This is a genomic window from Burkholderia sp. M6-3 (assembly GCF_050858985.1).
GTDB lineage: Bacteria > Pseudomonadota > Gammaproteobacteria > Burkholderiales > Burkholderiaceae > Paraburkholderia > Paraburkholderia caledonica.
In genome coordinates this window covers 1,760,138-1,778,006 of record NZ_CP110090.1, presented here as the reverse complement: position 1 = coordinate 1,778,006, position 17,869 = coordinate 1,760,138, and the positions used below count along the sequence as shown (strand labels likewise).

11 protein-coding genes are annotated in these 17,869 nt (G+C 61.7%); 4 read left to right on the top strand and 7 right to left on the bottom strand.

Annotation, left to right across the window (positions count from 1 at the left end; all coding sequences use genetic code 11):
• Positions 1-178: 178 nt before the first annotated feature.
• On the bottom strand, positions 179-2,719 hold the full coding sequence (gene nirB / locus OH764_RS07705; RefSeq protein ID WP_498848610.1) for a nitrite reductase large subunit NirB family protein: 2,541 nt from the start codon (positions 2,717-2,719) through the stop codon (positions 179-181).
• A 767-nt stretch (positions 2,720-3,486) separates the two neighbouring features.
• Here nirB and cobA point away from each other — a divergent pair.
• Positions 3,487-4,266, top strand: a complete 780-nt coding sequence (gene cobA / locus OH764_RS07700; RefSeq protein ID WP_498848609.1) for a uroporphyrinogen-III C-methyltransferase — start codon at positions 3,487-3,489, stop codon at positions 4,264-4,266.
• A gap of 27 nt (positions 4,267-4,293) precedes the next feature.
• Here cobA and OH764_RS07695 read toward each other — a convergent pair whose 3' ends face one another.
• The gene (locus OH764_RS07695) at positions 4,294-5,178 is read right to left on the bottom strand and encodes an MOSC domain-containing protein (RefSeq protein ID WP_498848608.1); all 885 of its coding nucleotides are present in this window, start codon (positions 5,176-5,178) and stop codon (positions 4,294-4,296) included.
• Positions 5,179-5,560: 382 nt separating this feature from the next.
• Between OH764_RS07695 and OH764_RS07690 the strand changes: the two genes are divergently transcribed.
• Together OH764_RS07690 and OH764_RS07685 are read left to right on the top strand one after the other, a co-directional pair.
• Positions 5,561-5,965, top strand: a complete 405-nt coding sequence (locus OH764_RS07690) for a heme-degrading domain-containing protein (RefSeq protein WP_498848607.1) — start codon at positions 5,561-5,563, stop codon at positions 5,963-5,965.
• Between the two features lie 177 nt (positions 5,966-6,142).
• Positions 6,143-8,314: a malate synthase G gene (locus OH764_RS07685; RefSeq protein ID WP_498848606.1), complete on the top strand. Its 2,172-nt coding sequence runs from the start codon at positions 6,143-6,145 to the stop codon at positions 8,312-8,314.
• 215 nt (positions 8,315-8,529) lie between these two features.
• Here OH764_RS07685 and galU read toward each other — a convergent pair whose 3' ends face one another.
• Both galU and OH764_RS07675 read right to left on the bottom strand, forming a co-directional pair.
• Positions 8,530-9,456 (bottom strand): UTP--glucose-1-phosphate uridylyltransferase GalU, encoded by a 927-nt coding sequence (gene galU / locus OH764_RS07680; RefSeq protein WP_084690031.1) that lies wholly within the window; start codon positions 9,454-9,456, stop codon positions 8,530-8,532.
• Positions 9,457-9,725: 269 nt separating this feature from the next.
• Positions 9,726-9,881 (bottom strand): hypothetical protein, encoded by a 156-nt coding sequence (locus OH764_RS07675; protein ID WP_167455730.1) that lies wholly within the window; start codon positions 9,879-9,881, stop codon positions 9,726-9,728.
• Between the two features lie 237 nt (positions 9,882-10,118).
• Here OH764_RS07675 and OH764_RS07670 point away from each other — a divergent pair, with 237 nt between their 5' ends.
• Positions 10,119-11,339: an acyltransferase family protein gene (locus OH764_RS07670; RefSeq protein WP_498848605.1), complete on the top strand. Its 1,221-nt coding sequence runs from the start codon at positions 10,119-10,121 to the stop codon at positions 11,337-11,339.
• Between the two features lie 223 nt (positions 11,340-11,562).
• Here the strand turns inward: OH764_RS07670 and OH764_RS07665 are convergent, their stop codons facing one another.
• The 3 genes from OH764_RS07665 to OH764_RS07655 all read right to left on the bottom strand — a co-directional run bounded on the left by OH764_RS07665 (position 11,563) and on the right by OH764_RS07655 (position 17,760).
• Positions 11,563-14,028 carry a glycosyltransferase family 4 protein gene (locus tag OH764_RS07665; protein WP_498848604.1) on the bottom strand — a complete coding sequence of 822 codons (2,466 nt, stop codon included), beginning with the start codon at positions 14,026-14,028 and terminating at the stop codon, positions 11,563-11,565.
• A complete protein-coding gene (locus tag OH764_RS07660; RefSeq protein ID WP_288829246.1) occupies positions 14,025-15,491 on the bottom strand; it encodes a flippase in 1,467 nt (488 codons plus the stop codon). Before OH764_RS07660 ends, OH764_RS07665 begins: the two co-directional genes overlap by 4 nt.
• A 67-nt stretch (positions 15,492-15,558) precedes the next feature.
• Positions 15,559-17,760 carry an NHL repeat-containing protein gene (locus OH764_RS07655; protein WP_498848603.1) on the bottom strand — a complete coding sequence of 734 codons (2,202 nt, stop codon included), beginning with the start codon at positions 17,758-17,760 and terminating at the stop codon, positions 15,559-15,561.
• Positions 17,761-17,869: the final 109 nt, after the last annotated feature.

The following is a 17,869-nucleotide window of genomic DNA, read 5'->3' as shown; positions in this document are numbered from 1 at the left end:
TCGACCTTCCGGCTGACTGCATGCTTCGCCACGCACCGGAATGATCACCATGTTGAAACCCGCGTTGTTCATGCAACGTCTATGCCATGCGGGCCTGCTTTTCGATGCAGAACTACGTGCTCCTTGAAGCTTGAATCTGATACGCGCCAGCCAGTACGCGAGCCATGACGCCAATGAATCAAACGGTTTCCACTACGACCGGAATGGCGGCAAGCTTCGATTGACGTTCATCGTGTGTCGCCGGGCGGATCTGCCCGCGTTCCTCGACGAAGCTCACTGTGCTGTCGGACTGGTCGCTATTGACGAAATGGCGGAAGCGCTTGCGCGTTTCGGGATCGGTCACCGCCTTCTTCCACTCGCATTCATAGGTGTCGATCACCCGCTGCATGTCCGCTTCGAGTTCTTCGGCCACGCCCAGGTGGTCGTCGACAACCACGTCGATCAGATACTGGAGCCCGCCTTCGAGGTTCTCGCGCCACACGCTGGTGCGTTGCAGACGGTCGGCGGTGCGCACGTAGAACATCAGAAAGCGGTCGATGTAGCGCACGAGCGTTTCGCGGTCGAGGTCGGAGGCAAGCAGTTCCGCGTGACGCGGCTTCATGCCGCCGTTGCCGCACACGTACAGGTTCCAGCCCTTGTCCGTCGCAATGATGCCGACGTCCTTGCCCTGCGCTTCCGCGCACTCGCGTGTGCAGCCCGAGACGCCGAACTTGATCTTGTGCGGGGTGCGCAGGCCCTTATAGCGGTTCTCGAGTTCGACCGCGAGGCCTACCGAATCGCCCACGCCATAACGGCACCATGTCGAGCCGACGCACGACTTCACGGTGCGCAGCGATTTGCCGTACGCATGGCCCGACTCGAAGCCCGCTGCGATAAGTTCTTCCCAGATGAACGGCAGTTGTTCGACGCGCGCGCCGAACAGGTCGACGCGCTGGCCGCCTGTGATCTTCGTATAGAGGCCGTATTTCTTCGCGACCTGCGCAACGGCGATCAGACCGTCGGGCGTGACTTCGCCGCCCGCCATGCGCGGCACGACCGAATATGTACCGTCGCGCTGAATGTTGGCGAGGTAGTAGTCGTTGGTGTCCTGCAACGACGCGTGCTCTTTCTTTAGCACGAATTCGTTCCAGCACGACGCAAGAATGCTGGCGACCACCGGCTTGCAGATATCGCAGCCGAGACCATGGCCATGTTTCGCGATCAGTTCGCCGAAGCTGCGAACGCCTTCCACGCGCACGATGTGATACAGCTCCTGGCGCGAATACGCGAAGTGCTCGCACACATGGTTGTTCACCGCGAGGCCCTGCTTCTTCATCTCGGCCTTCATCACCTGCGTGACGAGCGGCACACAACCGCCGCAGGAAGTGCCCGCGCTAGTCGCGCATTTGAGCGCGCCGATGTCAGTCGCGCCCGCGCAAACCGCGGCGCACAGGTCGCCTTTCGACACGTTGTTGCACGAGCAGATCTGCGCGGCGTCCGGCAGCGCGTCGACGCCGAGTCCCGGCTTCGCCTTGCCGTCGCTTTGCGGCAGGATCAAAAACTCGGGCGACTCCGGAAGCTCGATGCGGTTGAGCATCATCTGCAGCAGCGTGCCGTACTCGCTTGCGTCGCCAACCATCACGCCGCCCAGCAGATACTTGCCGCATTCCGAGATCACGAGCTTCTTGTAGATCTGCTTGCGTTCGTCGCTGAACTGATACGCGCGGCTGCCCGGCGTATTGCCATGCGCATCGCCGATGCTCGCGACGTCCACGCCCATCAGTTTGAGTTTGGTGCTCATGTCGGCGCCCGCGAATTCGGCGGGCTCGCCCAGCAGTTGCCTGGCGACCGTGCGCGCCATGTCGTAGCCGGGCGCGACGAGGCCGAACAACTGGCCGTTCCACAGCGCGCACTCGCCGATTGCATAGATGTGCGGATCGCTCGTGCGGCATGCGTTGTCAATCACGATGCCCCCGCGCGCGCCGAGCGTCAGGCCGGTGTCGCGCGCAAGGTCGTCGCGCGGACGAATGCCCGCGGAGAACACGATCATGTCGGTGTCGAGATAAGTGCCGTCCGCGAATTGCATGCGGTGCGTGCCCGCTTCGCCGTCGACGATCGCCGTGGTGTTCTTCTGCGTGTGCACCGTCACGCCGAGTTCTTCGATCTTCGTGCGCAGCACGCGGCCGCCGCCTTCATCGACCTGGACCGCCATCAGGCGCGGCGCGAATTCGACCACATGCGTTTGCAGACCCATGTCGCGCAGCGCCTTCGCGCATTCGAGACCCAGCAGTCCGCCTCCGACCACCGTGCCGGTCTTCGAGCGCGCGCCGCATTCCTGCATCGCCTCCAGATCGTCGATGGTTCGATAGACGAAGCAGTCGCTGCGCTCGCGTCCCTGCACCGGCGGCACGAACGGATAGGAGCCGGTCGCGAACACGAGCTTGTCGTACGGCAACGTCTCGCCAGTCGAGACAGTCACGGTGCGCGCGGCGCGGTCGATCGAGACAGCCTTCGCGTTGAGCTTGAGCAACACGTTCTGGCGTTCGAAGAAGCCCGGTTCCACGAGCGAGAGGTCGTCCGCAGTCTTGCCGGAGAAGAATTCGGAGAGGTGCACGCGGTCATACGCCGGACGCGATTCTTCGCACAGCACCGTGATGTCGAGGCCGTGCGCGGCGTCTTGCGCCAGACACTCGACCAGTTTGTGACCGACCATCCCGTGACCGATAACGATGATTTTCATGACCGCGGCTTCCTCAATGTGCTGGGCATCGGTCGCCGCCATGCCGTCATCGGCAATGCGGCGCCGGAAATAAAAACGGCGTCCCGCGAACCCAGTCGATGACTGAATTCGGGGGACGCCGTTGTCCTGACCTGGTACTGCGGCAAGTGCCTCGTGTGGCTCTCGCGGCGGATCCACGTTGATCCGATGGCGGGACTAAATGCAAGGGCTGTGCCAATTGCATGCGATGTGCGCGTGCGCCCCACCGCGCGGGGCTTCGCACGGCATTGCGTGAGTCGTCGACGAACTGCGTGCGCGACGCATTTCGATGCAGGCCAGCACAGCGATGGTGCGACGCAGCACTTTGCGCGTGCCAAAAGCGGGCGCATGACTGGTGCGAAACGGTCCCGCACGAGGAGCGCCATGACGGCGTCGCGCTCTTTTAATCAACGGCTGGCAGGGCGTAGAGGACGTGTTTTAACGCGCACCGCCGAAGCTTCGAATCGACCGAATGCTCCCCGCCACCGTCGCGTCTTCGCACGTTGGCCTGCTACTTGCATGGGCATTGGGCGTATGAATGCCGCTCCGGCGACGCAGCCGGCGCACATCGACCGCATCACCTGGCAAGACACAACGCAGTGCCTCGCCAGATTGCGAAGCTAGGAGCGGCAAATCAGCATCACCGGACAACGGCGTCCCCTCGTGATCATCACGGGCGGACGCCGTTTTTTGTTTGGCGCCGGCGGCACCCTACCCGCCGGCCACAGAGAGAAGCTAAGGACATCACGATGAACACGAACTCCGGCAAGGTCACGTTACTGAGCGCGGGTCCGGGAGAACTGGATCTACTCACCGTGCGAGCCGCGAAAGCCCTCGCCGCTGCGGACGTCGTCTTGCTCGACGACCTGGCGAATCCCGAGATCGTCACGCTCGCGCCGCAAGCGCGCGTGATCCGGGTCGGCAAGCGCGGTGGCTGCCGTTCGACGCCACAAGCGTTTATCGAGCGCCTGATGCGGCGTTATGCGCAAAAGGGGCTGCACGTGGTCCGCGTGAAAGGTGGCGAAGCGCTGCTATTCGGCCGCGCCGGTGAAGAGCTCGCGACCTTGCGCGACGCGGGGATTCCCGTCGAGATCGTCAATGGCATCTCGTCGGGCTTCGCTGCCGCGGCGGGGCTCGGCATTTCGCTCACGCATCGCCGTCATTGTCACGGCGTCACGTTCGTCACCGCGCACACGGAAGATCACGGCGAACCGGATTGGGCCGCGCTCGCGGCAACGCGAACGACGCTCGCGATCTATATGGGAATGCGGCGTATTGGCAGCCTCGCCAACGCGTTGCTCACGAGCCTGCCTGCCCAGACGCCGGCTGCGGTCGTTCAATGGGCTGGCGGCGCTAATGAGCGGCGCTTGCTGACGCGCCTCGATCGCCTCGCGGCCGACGCCACAGATGCGGGCTTCGGCAGTCCTGCGGTGATTCTGATCGGCAACGCGATCGGTGAGAGTATGGAGGCAGACTGGGCGCAACATGCGTCATCGCGCAGTGACGCGGCGCATACTCGCGCCGCGTGAATGTGATGCAAGCGGCCGCACGACTCACTAGTCGCCAAAGCCCAGCTCTGCCTCGACTGCCTGGCCGACACGCAGCCACGCGCCCGCCCCGCTCGCCACTAGCGCGTTGTTGCCGAACGTGACCGCGCCGTTTCGCTGCGGGTTTGCACGGTAAACGCTCATCGTGTCGGTCGGTTCGTTCGGCCAGTTGGGATCGCGCTCGCCCTTTGCCTGGTCGATGGTCGGCATCGGGCAACGTGCACACAGTTTGACGAGGCGCAGTTCGACGCCTTGCGCGCTATCCGAATTCGTGTCGTCCACCCTCAGCGCTTCCACATAGTCTTCCTCGTAAGCATCGAGCCCGCTTAACACCACGTTCGGACGGAATCGATCGATCGGGATGGACGGCGCGCCCTTCGCATTGAGGCGCATGTTCAGGTCGTCGAGCGACGCCTGGCCGATCACGAGAACCGGAAAGCCGTCGGCGAAATGCGTGGTAGCGCGACCCACACTCTCCGTATAAGCCGGATCGACAATGCGCTCGCGCTCGGGATCAAAACGTAACAGCCGCACCGGCATGCCGAGAAATTCGGAGAACCACTTCGCGCATTCCTCGCCAGTGTCGAGTCCATAAGCTGCGTCGCGCCATACCGTGGTCTCGACGCTCGCCGCCGTACCGAGTCGCGCGGCGTCGAGCGGCGTACGCAATTCGCTCATGCCGGGCGCGCGAATCACCAGGTCTTGCGCGGCGATCTCGACCCTGATCAGCGCCATGCGTGGATACGCGCGCTGCGTGAGCATTGCACCATTTGAATCGACGGCCATCCAGCCGCGATCGTATTCGAGACCCGTGGACAACACCCGCGCTTCGTTCAGCGCGATGCCCGCGCAGGATTTGATCGGATAGACAAAGAGCTCACTGATGGTCGGCATGATGTGGGGCGTGGACGTTGGATGCGCGAGCGCCGGATCACGCACTCGCTCGTTTTTTATGGCAACTCTTGTATCAAGGCTCGATTGTAAATCGGTTCGGCACTGTGACCGTGTTGCGACGGCGCTGCCGTGCGTCGGAATTGGGCCGTTTTGCGTCGGGTAATCCCGCATGGCGCTCTGCCGATGCGCTGCTCGACGCCGGCCATGAAAGGTGATCACCGCAGACGCCGCCAATGGCGCCGCTGAACGATGGCGTTTCTTCGCATCGCGCTTGGACGTAGAATCCCCAATCAAGCTGATTCGCGAGGGACCCGCCGCGAACGATCGCCTTTCACGGTCCCTGCACGTCGCACCCTACAATGAACGAGACAGGAAACTGATTATGCTGAGCAAATCCGTGTTGACCGTAGCCGAAACGACCCGAATCCTCGAAGCCGCGCGCGCGGAAGCGGAGAAAAACAAGTGGGCCGTCGCAATTGTCGTGGTCGACGACGGCGGCCACCCGCTCGGCATGCTGCGCCTCGACGGCAGCGCGCCCGCGAGCTCGTATATCGCCACTGAAAAAGCCCGCACTGCGGCGATTGGACGTCGCGAAACCAAGGTGTACGAGGACATGATCAACAACGGCCGCACCGCGTTTCTCAGCGCGCCGCTGCTCGGCACACTCGAAGGCGGCGTGCCGGTGATCGTCGAAGGCCAGGTGGTCGGCGCGGTCGGCGTATCGGGCGTGAAGTCCGACCAGGATGCGCAGATCGCCAAGGCCGGTATTCAGGCGCTCGGCGTCTGAGTCAGGCATGGCGATGGCTTCGCCCATCGCGAGCGCCAGCGCCGTCACGAATGCCGCCGTGATGGCTTGCCCTTTTTCCCTGAAGCGCAACAATCCGAAAGCAGGATCGTCCCAGCAGTAGCCCCAACGCGGGCCGATGTCCCCACGTCGGCCCCACTCAGACAGATGGAGCAGTCGATGACTCAGATGAACCCGCGCGGCGGATTGCAGGTCGCCGCCAATCTCGACCAGTTCGTCGAAACCGAAGCCCTGCCCGGCACCGGAATTGACAGCGCCGCATTCTGGTCAGGTTTCGACGCACTCGTGCACGAGTTGGCGCCTAAAAACCATGCGCTGCTCGCCGAGCGCGACCGCCTGCAAACGGAACTGGACAACTGGCATCGCGCCAATCCCGGGCCGGTGCGCGACTTACGAGCCTATCGTGCGTTTCTCGAAGGCATCGGCTATATCGTGCCGGCGCCTGCGAGCGTGAAAGCAACGACCGACCAGGTCGACACCGAAATCGCCGAGCAGGCGGGCCCGCAACTCGTGGTGCCTCTGTCGAATCAGCGCTATGCGCTGAATGCGGCGAACGCGCGCTGGGGCAGTCTGTACGACGCGCTCTACGGCACCGACGCGATTCCCGAGACCAACGGCGCCGACAGACAGAAGACTTTCAACCCGGTGCGCGGCGCTGCGGTGATCGCCTATGCCCGCAAGTTTCTCGACGAAGCGGCACCGCTCGCGAACGGCTCGCATGCCGATGCGACTCGCTACAGTGTGGAAGGCGGCAAGCTGGTCGTCGCGCTGAAAAACGGAACGAGCGAACTCAAAACGCCCGCGCAATTCATCGGCTATCAGGGCGACGCAAGCGCGCCGTCGGCGGTGCTGCTCAAACATCATGGGCTGCACTTCGAGATTCAGATCGACGCGAACGACTCGATCGGCAAGACCGACGCCGCGCATGTGAAGGACGTGGTGGTCGAAGCGGCGGTGAGCACGATCATCGACTGCGAAGACTCCGTTGCGGCCGTCGATGCAGATGACAAGGTTCAGCTCTATCGCAACTGGCTCGGTCTGATGAACGGCGATCTGACCGAAGAGGTCACGAAGAACGGCAAGACCTTCACGCGCAGGCTGAACGACGACCGCGTGTACGTCGCCGCGAACGGCACGGCGCCCGTCGTACTGCATGGTCGCTCGCTGCTGTTCATCCGCAACGTCGGTCATTTGATGACCAATCCGGCTGTGCTGACGAAGGACGGTGCCGAGATTCCCGAAGGCATACTCGACGCCGTGATGACGACGCTGTGCGCGCTGCACGACCGCAAACACAAGTTGAATTCGCGCACCGGCTCCATCTACATCGTGAAGCCGAAAATGCACGGCCCCGCCGAAGTCGCGTTTGCGAGCGAACTGTTCGCTCGCGTCGAAGATCTGCTCAAGCTGCCGCGTAACACGATCAAGATGGGCATTATGGACGAGGAGCGCCGCACCAGCGTGAATCTGCTCGCATGTATCGCCGAGGCGTCGGAACGCGTGGCGTTCATCAACACGGGCTTTCTCGACCGGACGGGCGACGAAATGCACAGTGCGATGGAAGCCGGCCCGATGATGCGCAAGGGCGACATGAAGTCGAGCACATGGATCGCCGCATACGAACGTAGCAACGTGCTCGTCGGTTTGCACGCGGGCCTGCGCGGCCGCTCGCAGATCGGCAAGGGCATGTGGGCCATGCCCGATCTGATGCACGCCATGCTCGAACAGAAGATCGCGCATCCGAAGGCGGGCGCAAACACCGCATGGGTGCCCTCGCCGACCGCGGCAACGCTGCATGCGCTGCACTATCACCAGATCGACGTGCAGGCGGTTCAGCAGCAACTGGAGCGCACCGACTATGCGAGCGTCCGCGACGAACTGCTGGACGGCCTGCTGACGATTCCCGTCGTCGAAACGGCCAGTTGGAGCGCCGACGAAATCCGCGCTGAACTCGACAACAACGCGCAAGGCATTCTGGGCTACGTGGTGCGCTGGATCGATCAGGGCGTGGGCTGTTCGAAAGTGCCCGATATTCACGACATCGGCCTGATGGAAGACCGCGCGACGCTGCGTATCTCGAGCCAGCACATTGCGAACTGGCTGTATCACGGCGTGGTGACGCGCGAACAGGTCGAGGAGACCTTCAAGCGCATGGCGCAAGTGGTCGATCAGCAGAACGCCGGCGATCCGAATTACAGGCCCATGGCGCCCTCGTTCGACACCATTGCATTCAAGGCCGCGCAAGCACTCGTGTTCGAAGGACGCCAGCAGCCGAGCGGCTACACGGAACCGTTGCTGCACAAGTTCCGTCTGCAAGTGAAGAACGGCTGAGCCTGATATCGCGCCGCGGCTCGAAGAAGTTTTAATTTCGAGAGCGGCAAAAAAGGACGGGCGCCCGCGTGGTTCGGGGCGCCCGTTTTCAATGCGCGCGATGTTTCGCGCGCTTCTGCGTGATGCTTCGACGTGATGCCTGAATGCGATCTCGCGCTAGATGCGCCGATGACACCGATCACACGAATTGCGCGATCAGGATGTCCCGGCCTGGATCAAGCCGCTTCGGCCGTGTACTGAGGCTCCAGGCTTTCCGGATTCGCCTGTCCATTTGCGCGCATGTATGCGTGCAGATACGCTTCGAATTCCTCTTTCACCTCCGGATGACGCAGCGCGAACTCCACCGTCGCCTTCAGGTAGCCGAGCTTGCTGCCGCAATCGAACCGTGTGCCGAAGTAGCGATATGCAAGCACCTGCTCCTCAGTGAGCAGCGACTGCACTGCGTCGGTCAATTGCAGTTCACCGCCCGCACCCGGCTTGAGCGCGCGAATATGCTTGAAGATGGTCGGCATCAGCACGTAGCGGCCTACTACGCCGAGGTTCGACGGCGCATTGTCCGGCGCCGGCTTTTCCACGATACCCGAGAGCTTGATCACGTTGTCTTCCCACTCACGGCCGTCCACGACACCGTACGAGCGGCTGTCTTCGCGCGCGATGGTTTCGACGCCGATCACCGAACTGTGATAGTGATTGAACGTATCGACCAACTGGCTCATGACGGGCTTCGAGCTGTGCAGCAGGTCGTCGGCGAGAATGACCGCGAACGGACTTTCGCCCACCAGCTTTTCGGCGCACAAGACCGCGTGGCCCAGGCCGAGTGCTTCGGCCTGGCGCACATAAAAGCAGTCGACGTTGGCGGGTTTGATGCTGCGCACGAGGTCGAGCAGCTTCTGCTTGTTGCGGGCCTCGAGTTCGGCTTCGATCTCATACGACTTGTCGAAATGATCTTCAATAGCGCGCTTGCTACGCCCCGTCACGAAGATCATTTCGGTGATGCCGGCGGCAATCGCTTCTTCAACCGCGTACTGAATCAGCGGCTTGTCGACGATAGGCAGCATTTCCTTTGGACTTGCCTTGGTAGCCGGCAGGAATCGTGTCCCGAGGCCCGCTACGGGAAACACGGCTTTAGTGACTTTCAGCATGGTAGGCATTCCCAGATCGGTTAGAAATTGGTGTTCGCGGGCCGCTTGGCCCATCGACGTCGCCAGAAAGGCTAACAAAAAATCTGCGCTAGATCACGCGTGAATTTCACACATAATGCTTAATGCGCCCGACTCACGACTATTTGCGCCATTTGTCAAAGGCATAGGCAACATTTACTTTCTGAAATCGAACTATTTGTGGACGATTCCGAAAAAATTACTCACGCCGCAGCCCTCCGCGCGCGCGCCATTAGCAAGCGCGCTGGCGTCTACTGGCGAGCTTCCTCGTTTTCGTCGAGTTGCGGTAGCTTGCCTGGACTGATGCGGAAACGTCGGATGGGCTCATTGCGCAGCGCCTCGCGATAAGCTGAAGCGGCGACGAGGATCAGTAGCACGGCAATGCCGGCAAGCAAATGCAGGTTCATGATTTCACCTCCATCAGGAGAATCCGTGCTGTAAATTAGCACGACAAAATCGATAAATAATTGATCGTCCGCATCTGCTTATGCGCAATTACATTTAGTCACAAAGGCCGCTCAAATAGACATTGGCTGTCATTTTTTATTCATTTTTTTATAGACGCGGTGAACTAGCATGTGATGCACCGCGTGCGGAAGTCGCGCGCGGATCCGCATTGCATTACTTCAAATAAAGGACCGCGCATGAGCGACCCAGCACTGGATGCCGCCGGCTCATCCCTGCCCCTCTCTCCACCTTTGAAGGCTGCCGCGCCGCGCGTGCAAAGCGACGCGCGTTCCGACAGTGCCGGCAAAGAACATGTGATCGACGCAATGCGAGGTTTTGCCGCGCTGCTCGTCGCGTATTTCCATTGCCGTCAGATCGAATGGGTCGGCATGCAGGCATTTCATCAGAGTGCCGGGCATTCATTGAGTTTGAAAACAATTGCGGCTTATCTGACTTTCCCGATTGCATGGGGATCGGCGGGCGTGCCGATTTTTTTCGTAATCAGCGGCTACTGCATTCACCGCAGCGGCGCCTTACGCCTTGCTAACAACCCGGCTTACCGGCTCGACGCAGGCAATTTCTGGGTGCGCCGCTTTACGCGCATCTATCCGGTGCTGCTCGCCGCGTTGCTGGTGACGCTCGCGCTCGACTGGTTCAGTCTTCAATTACCGCCTGTTAGCCACAAGATTCGCGAGATCGGCGTACAGGCGTTTCTCGTCAATCTGTTCTCGCTGCAAGGCGTGGCCGGCAAGACGTATGGATCGAACGGCGCGCTGTGGACCCTTTCGCTGGAAGTGCAGTTCTACGCGATCTATCCGTTGCTATTCGCGCTGCGTCGACGCATCGGCATGACCTCCGTGCTCGCAATCGTCGCCGTGGTCAACGTCGTTTCCGCGTATGTGCTCGAACGGCATGACATCCAGTTCTTCACGTCGTACTGGTTTTCGTGGACCCTCGGCGCATGGATTGCCGACGCGAAAGCCCGTACCTCCACGCAGACCGGTTCGCCGCGGTGGCTCTATGCGCTCGCCGCTGCATTCATCGCGCTTGGTTGCGCGGCGTTTCACTACGGTCAATACGGCGCGTTCCAGCTCTGGGCAATCGGCTTCGCGTTCTATCTGTATAAAGCGCTGGAGCGCGGCAATGTCAAGCAACGCGACGGTTGGGGCTTGCGGCTTCTGTCGCGCTTTGGCGACTTCAGCTTTTCGTTGTATCTGATTCATCTGCCGATCTTCGTGCTGCTTTCGTCGGTCCTCTTCCGCTCTTCGTTGCAGATGTCGATCTGGCCGTCGTTCGGCTACATGCTGGTCGCCGTGCCGGCCGCATACGTGTTCTACCGGCTGGTCGAATTACCGGCGATGAACTGGTCCGCCAGTTTCAAGCCGAAATCCGCTAAAGGCGCGTTCCTGAAGTCGTGATAAAAGAAGCGGGGCGAATGTCAGTGACGTTCGCCCCGTTGCGCCAAATGACAGGAACCGGCCAAGTCCCTGCCTACCCCGCGTCAATCGTTCCCGTAAGAGATGTTCCCGGCAGTGCTTCTGACTGCGTTGTCCGTCGCACGGCGGCGGTCTCGGGCGCGATTCATCGAGCCACGCCCTTTACCGCCTTCGTGCTTCATACAGATCGTGCGGGTGGTGCAGATCATGCGCCGGCAGCCCTACCCGGCTGTGCCACACGCCTCAGGATCCGCTCCACACTTTCGACATAGCTCGACGTACCAAAGCGGTTCAGCGCCGTCATGTAGCCGTTTTTGACGAGCTTGTCGCGCAGTTCGTCGTTCGCGCGCAGTTCTGCCAGCACGTCGGCCAATGCATGAGCATCGCCCGGTGTGCACAGCACGCCGTTCTCGTAGTCGTCGATAATTTCGAGTACCCCACCCGCACGCGCGGCCACGACCGGCCGTTGTGCGAGCATTCCTTCTACGATCACCCGGCCGAACGGCTCGGGCGTGATGGACGTGTGCACCACCGCATCCACCGCGCACATGCAGCCAGGAATATCGTGCTGGAAGCCGAGAAAATGCACGCGGCCGCCAAGATCGTGTGCGGCGACGAACGCACGCAATTCGATCTCGTACTGATCTTCGCCGAATAGCGGCGCGCCGACCAGCACCGCGTGCATGTGCGGATTGAGCACCAGTGCCTGGAGCAGTACATGCTGCCCTTTCCAGCGTGCAAGGCGGCTGAACGAACCCACCAGAAAGGCATCTTCCGGCAGGTTCAACTTCTCGCGCAGCGTGGCTTGGGGCACGTTGCGCAATGCGTCGAACGGTGCCGCAGAAATGCCGTTGAATACAACGTCGATGCGTTTGTCGTCGAAATGCGTGAGGTCGGCGAACGCGCGCGCCGACGCCGCCGAATTGGCGATCACATGCGTGAGGCCGAGGCGTGCGCACCATTTGATGATGGCGAGCTGCTTGGACCCGAAATGCTCCGGGCTCACGATGTCGCGCAGATGCCAGACCACCGGCCGCCTCGCGAGCTTGCCGGCGACCGCGCCGATCACCATCGCGCGCTGCGTATTCGCATAGATCACCTGTGCGCTGCGCGCGCGTTTGGCCGTCGCGCGAACGAGGGACATCAGGCCCATCAGCGCCTGCCCCTTCGGCAACGAGCCGCCCTGCTTGCGCACGTTGCGCAACGCGCCCGCATCGAGCACCTCGACACTGGCGCCCGCTTTATCGAGCGCGGTACGGAATGGGCCGTCGTCGAACAGCACCACTTGCATGCGCGAGCGCAGCGCCTTGACGATTTCGAGCAGCGACAACTCGGCGCCGCCGAGTACGCCGCTTTGATCGACCGCGAGAATACGCGGCGCGTTCGCGGCCGGCTCCGCGTGATACGGCACACACGGTGGCAGCGTCGCGTTGCGTAGCGCCGGCACGGAAGATCGCACGTGGGTGAAAAAGCGTTCGCGGAAGTTGGCTGCGGAGAAACGCTCGGCATTCGCGCGGCAGTCGGTTGGCGAGAAGCGCTTCACGTGTCCATCAAAACGCTCGACCGCGGCGATGATCGACTCCGCGCTCTGCTCGTCGAAGAACATGCCGGTCGGACGCGGCTCCGACAGATCGCGCACCGTTTCGAGCGCACCGCCCTTGCCATACGCGATGACAGGCGTGCCGCACGCCTGCGCCTCCACCACCGAAATGCCGAAGTCTTCCTCGGCAGCAAAGACGAAAGCCTTGGCGCGGCTCATCCGATCCTTCAGCACCTTGAACGGCTGGTAACCCATGATCTCGACATTGGGCCCCGCCTTCGCGCGGATCTTCTGCATGTCGGGACCGTCGCCGATGACGACGAGTTTTCTCTCTGGCATGCGCGCAAACGCCTCGACAATCAGGTCGATTTTCTTGTACGGCACCATCCGCGAGGCGGTCAGATAAAAGTCTTCCTTCTGCGTGCACAGCGTAAACGCTTCGACGTCGACAGGCGGAAAGATCACCTGCGCATCGCGCTGATAAACCTTTTTAATGCGCCGCGCGATGAAATCGGAGTTCGCAATAAAGCCGTCCACCGAGTTCGACGTGCGGATGTCCCAGTTGCGGATGTAATGCAAAATGAGCCGCGCCATTGCCGACTTCGGTCCGCTCGTCAGTTTCGACTGCTGCAGGTACTGGTGCTGCAAGTCCCACGCATAACGGATCGGCGAATGCACGTAGCTGATATGCACCTGATCCGGACCGGTCAGAATGCCCTTGGCCACCGCGTGACTGCTCGATATCACCACGTCGTAGGCGGATACATCGAGTTGCTCGATCGCGAGCGGCATCAACGGCAGATACGTGCGGTACTTGCTGCGCGCGAGCGGGAGCTTCTGAATAAACGATGTGGTAACCGGCTTGCCGCGCAAAAAGCTGCGGTCGTCGAGAAAGTCGACGAGGCTGAACAGGTCCGCATCCGGAAAGCACGCCACTATCTGCTCGAGCACCTTCTCCGCACCCGCATACGTAACGAGCCAGTCGTGCACGATCGCCACGCGCACGGCTTTATCGCCGCGCAATGTGGCACGCCGCGGCGGCGCGTCAGCCGTAGGAACGGTAGTGAGTTCGGCCAGCGCACTGCGCGTCGGAGCTTGCAGCACGGCTTCTTCAAGGACTTCGTGATTCATGCGCTTTTCCTCGGATTCAGTCGCAACAGCAGTGAACGCGCTAGATCGCGCAAGGCGGGTGTCATCGTGATGGACCAGGCGATGTTCGCGCCCACCATCAACAGGCCAGCGACGATCGCCATGGCGAGGCCCGGCAGGAAGCTGGAAAGCCAGAGGCTGGCCAGCAGGAAAGCGAGATGAGCAAGCATGTCGAGCGCGATTTGCCGCGCGCGGATCGCCGAAAGGCGCAACAGCACCGCGTAATCGAACAGCGCGCGGCCGGCCACCGCGATCGCCGCGCCAGTCAATCCGAAATGCGTGATGCCGAACCACAAAGCCCCTGCAAACAAGGGCAATTCGAACAGACCGACGCGCGCGGCCGTAGCCGGATTAACCTGCGACTGGATCAGGATCCGCGTCACGTTCGCCTGGCCCACGAGCCATACCGCAACGATCATGATGCGTCCCACGGGCGCCGCGACGCTTGCAATTTCATTGCCGACCCAAAGGTGCAGGAACGGTTCGAGCACCAGCATCGCGATCAAAGCGACAGGCGTGAACACGCCGTTGAGAAATTCGAGCGACTGCTGCGTGATGGTGTCGGCATCGGCGCGGCCCACCGCGGAAAGCCGTGGAAAGAGCGTGCGCACCATCGCGGTGGGCACGATGTTCAAGCGCGTCACGAGGTTTTGCGGCACCGTGTAATACGTGACGAAGCGCGCGCCGAGGCTCGTACCGAGCATCACGCGGTCGAGCGACTCGGCGATCATGTTGGTGACGCTCGCAATCAGCATCCAGCCGCCAAAGTTGAAAAGCCCCTTTGCCACACCAAGCTGCGGCGGCAGAACACTGCGTATTTCAAGCACTTTTAACGCGGACCGGCCGAGCAGGATCGCGGCGAGAATGCGTGCAAACACGGCGGCGGCGAGCACGTTCTGCAAGCTCGCACCGAGCCACAGCGCCGCGCCGAGCGGCAGCAACTGAAACAGGAACGTGCCAATGGTCTGATTCGTGTTGTAGATGCCGAAGCGTTCGGCGCCGTTGATCGCGCCGGCGAACACCCACGACACGTTCGCAATCGGAATCGCCACCGCGAGCCAGGGTAGCGCCATATACACCTCGTGCTGCAGTTCCGGCGACACCTTCGTGAAATACGCGGTGTAGAGGAACGCACCGAAATAGATGATCAACCCGCCGATCACGCCCGTCGCGAGATTGAGCCACGTCGCGCTCCAGAACACGCGCGCGCTCTCGTCCTTGTTGCCCGACGCGCGCGCCTTCGAAATGTGATTCTGCGCGGCCATGCTCATGCCCAGATCGAGAATCCCGAAGTAGCCGATCAGCGTCCACACGAGGCTGATTACGCCGTAGCGTTCGACGCCGAGCAGCCTGATATACGACGGCACGGTGACGAGCGAGACGAAAGTCGGCAGCACGAGACCGAAGAAATTGATCGCTACGTTCTTGAGAATGCCTTTGTCCATCGGGTGCCCTGGGGTTCGACTACGATTGCCTGTTTCTTTAGTCATGCGTGGGGTTGCGGACGCGTCGTCAAGGTTTCCATCGGTACATCAGCACCTTGCCGCGTGCGTCTTCCTCGACGAATACGAGGTACTCGCCGTCCGCTCGCTTCGCCGCGCTGATGCCGTTGGGTACGTCGACCCAGCCGGACGCCCGGCCCACTTCGGGGCCGGGCCGGATTACGCCGAGTTCACGGCCGCTGTCCTTGTCCCACACATGCACCGCACCCACCGGTTCGACGCCGAAGAGGTATTGCCCCTCGACCGTGAGGCCGATGATCGTCGCGATGGGCTTGCTTTGTGTCTGCCACGGCAGCGCGATCGAATAGCGTTGCACCGGCTTGCCGCTCGACCATTTGTCGTAGCGCACCAGCACGCGGCCCACCTCCTTCCAGAAACCGCGATCCACCGGCGTGTCGGGCGTATAGCCGCTCACGTACATCGTGTCGGTGTCGGGCTCGTAGATCGCGCGATGCAATTCCGTGAATGGTTGCGGCACCGGGTACTGCGTGAGGTCCGAATACGAATAGACGGGGTTGCCCTTCCCATCCAGACCGCCGAACCGAAAGCGATAAATGCCCTTCGTGTCACGCGTGCGCCAGATGTCGCCCGCGGTATCCACCCACCAGCCCCAACCGCCCGCGAGCTTCGTGCCGCTCGTGTTCGGGGCGAATTCGTCGCTGTTGAACTTGCCGTCGCCGTTCGCGTCGCGCCAGATCCAGTCGCCGCCCGGAGGCGCGTTCGGCACCTTGGCGACCGGGCGCTCGCGGCCAGCGATAAAGCCGGACGGAATCGCCGTTTCGCCATCGCGTTGCGGATCGAAGCGATAGATCTTCAGATGGTCCGCATACATGTCGGTCAGGTATAGAAAGGTGTGGCCCTTCAGCTTGCGGGCAATCGGCAGGCCCGGATATTGATCGGTGTGAAAGACCGGATCGTCCGGGTATTTGAATCTGTTAGACAGGAATCCAACATATTTCCAGTCTTGCCCAGCGGGCTTCGACAAATCGAGCTCGAAACGCTTGTTGCCCGTGTACACGCTATCTGGCCGCGACGGATCGATCCATGCACCATCGACAAAAAGCAGTCCCTGCACGAGCCAGTTCTGCTTGCCGTCAGGCGCGTAGCTTTCGAGGGTCGCGCCGAGGCCCGCGCCGATCGGCTCATAACGCGGGCCGATGCCGTTGGTCGATACATAGACGTTTCCGCTCGCATCCACGCCTACGCCTGTTAGTCCGTTGAAACGTCGGGGTCCTGGTCTTCCCGCGACGCCGCTAAAAATTCCGCCGCGCTCGCCTAGTAAGTCCGACTGCGTGTATTGGCCATTGCTCTTGCTGAAGAACAGCACCTGCTGTCGCGGGCCGTTGTCGGCGATCAGAACGCGGCCTTTCGCATCGACGGCGATATCGACGGCGAGCGTATCGGCGGGTAGTTCGAACGTCTCATCGATCCGCTTGCCGCCCGGCGTGTAATGCTCGACATGCGGCGCTCGATCGTTGCGCGTACCGCTCAGCACCCACAGCGTGCCGTCCGGCGCAAGCGCGATCCGGCCGGGCTCGTGGACGCTCCACGTGGTCTTCTGCTGCATCGACTCGGCGTCGTACACCTCGATGCGGTCTCGCGCCGTGTTAGCCGCATAGAGCGTAGTGTCGCTAGCCGCGAGTCCGCCGATCTCAGCGCTCGTGCCCGTCGGCACTTCGTTCATCATCAAAAAGCCCGCCGCGAGTTGCGCATGCGGGTCAGCGGCTTTCGCCGCAGGCTGAAACGGCGCGGCACGTTTTGGATCGGCAATCTGCCGGCGCGAAATGCCGAACCACTGCTTGCCTTTTCCCGGCCACACGCCCTGTTCGACCAACCGGCCTTTTTCGTTGCCGACCGCAATGGCGACAAATGCGTATTTGCGGTTGATCGCGATCGCGTTGCCACCGCTGTTACCCCACCCATGCGTTCCGCCCGCGAAGCCGAGCATCTTGCCGTTCTGATAGACGCTCGCTTCTGCGCCGCTTTCGTCCCATGGCGCATTTGTATAGACCTTGCCGTCGGGCGCAACCGCGATCGCCGTGATGTTGATCTGCGCCCATGTGCCATCGCCGAAACCAAATGTGTTGCCGATCCATGACGTCTTCGCGTTCAACGCAGTTTCCGCGCGAACCGTCGAAGTGGCCGATACAGCAGCCAGTCCGACAGCGCACGCAAATACCGCGAGCCAGCTTTTGAACGTGAAACGGGGCAAGGTATGTCCTCCAGTCGATGCAAACCGATGCTTTGACAGAACTGTGATCCGGGTACGCAATCAGGCGAGCGTGCCAACGCGAGCGCCATTGGCAACAGCGTTGCAGGAG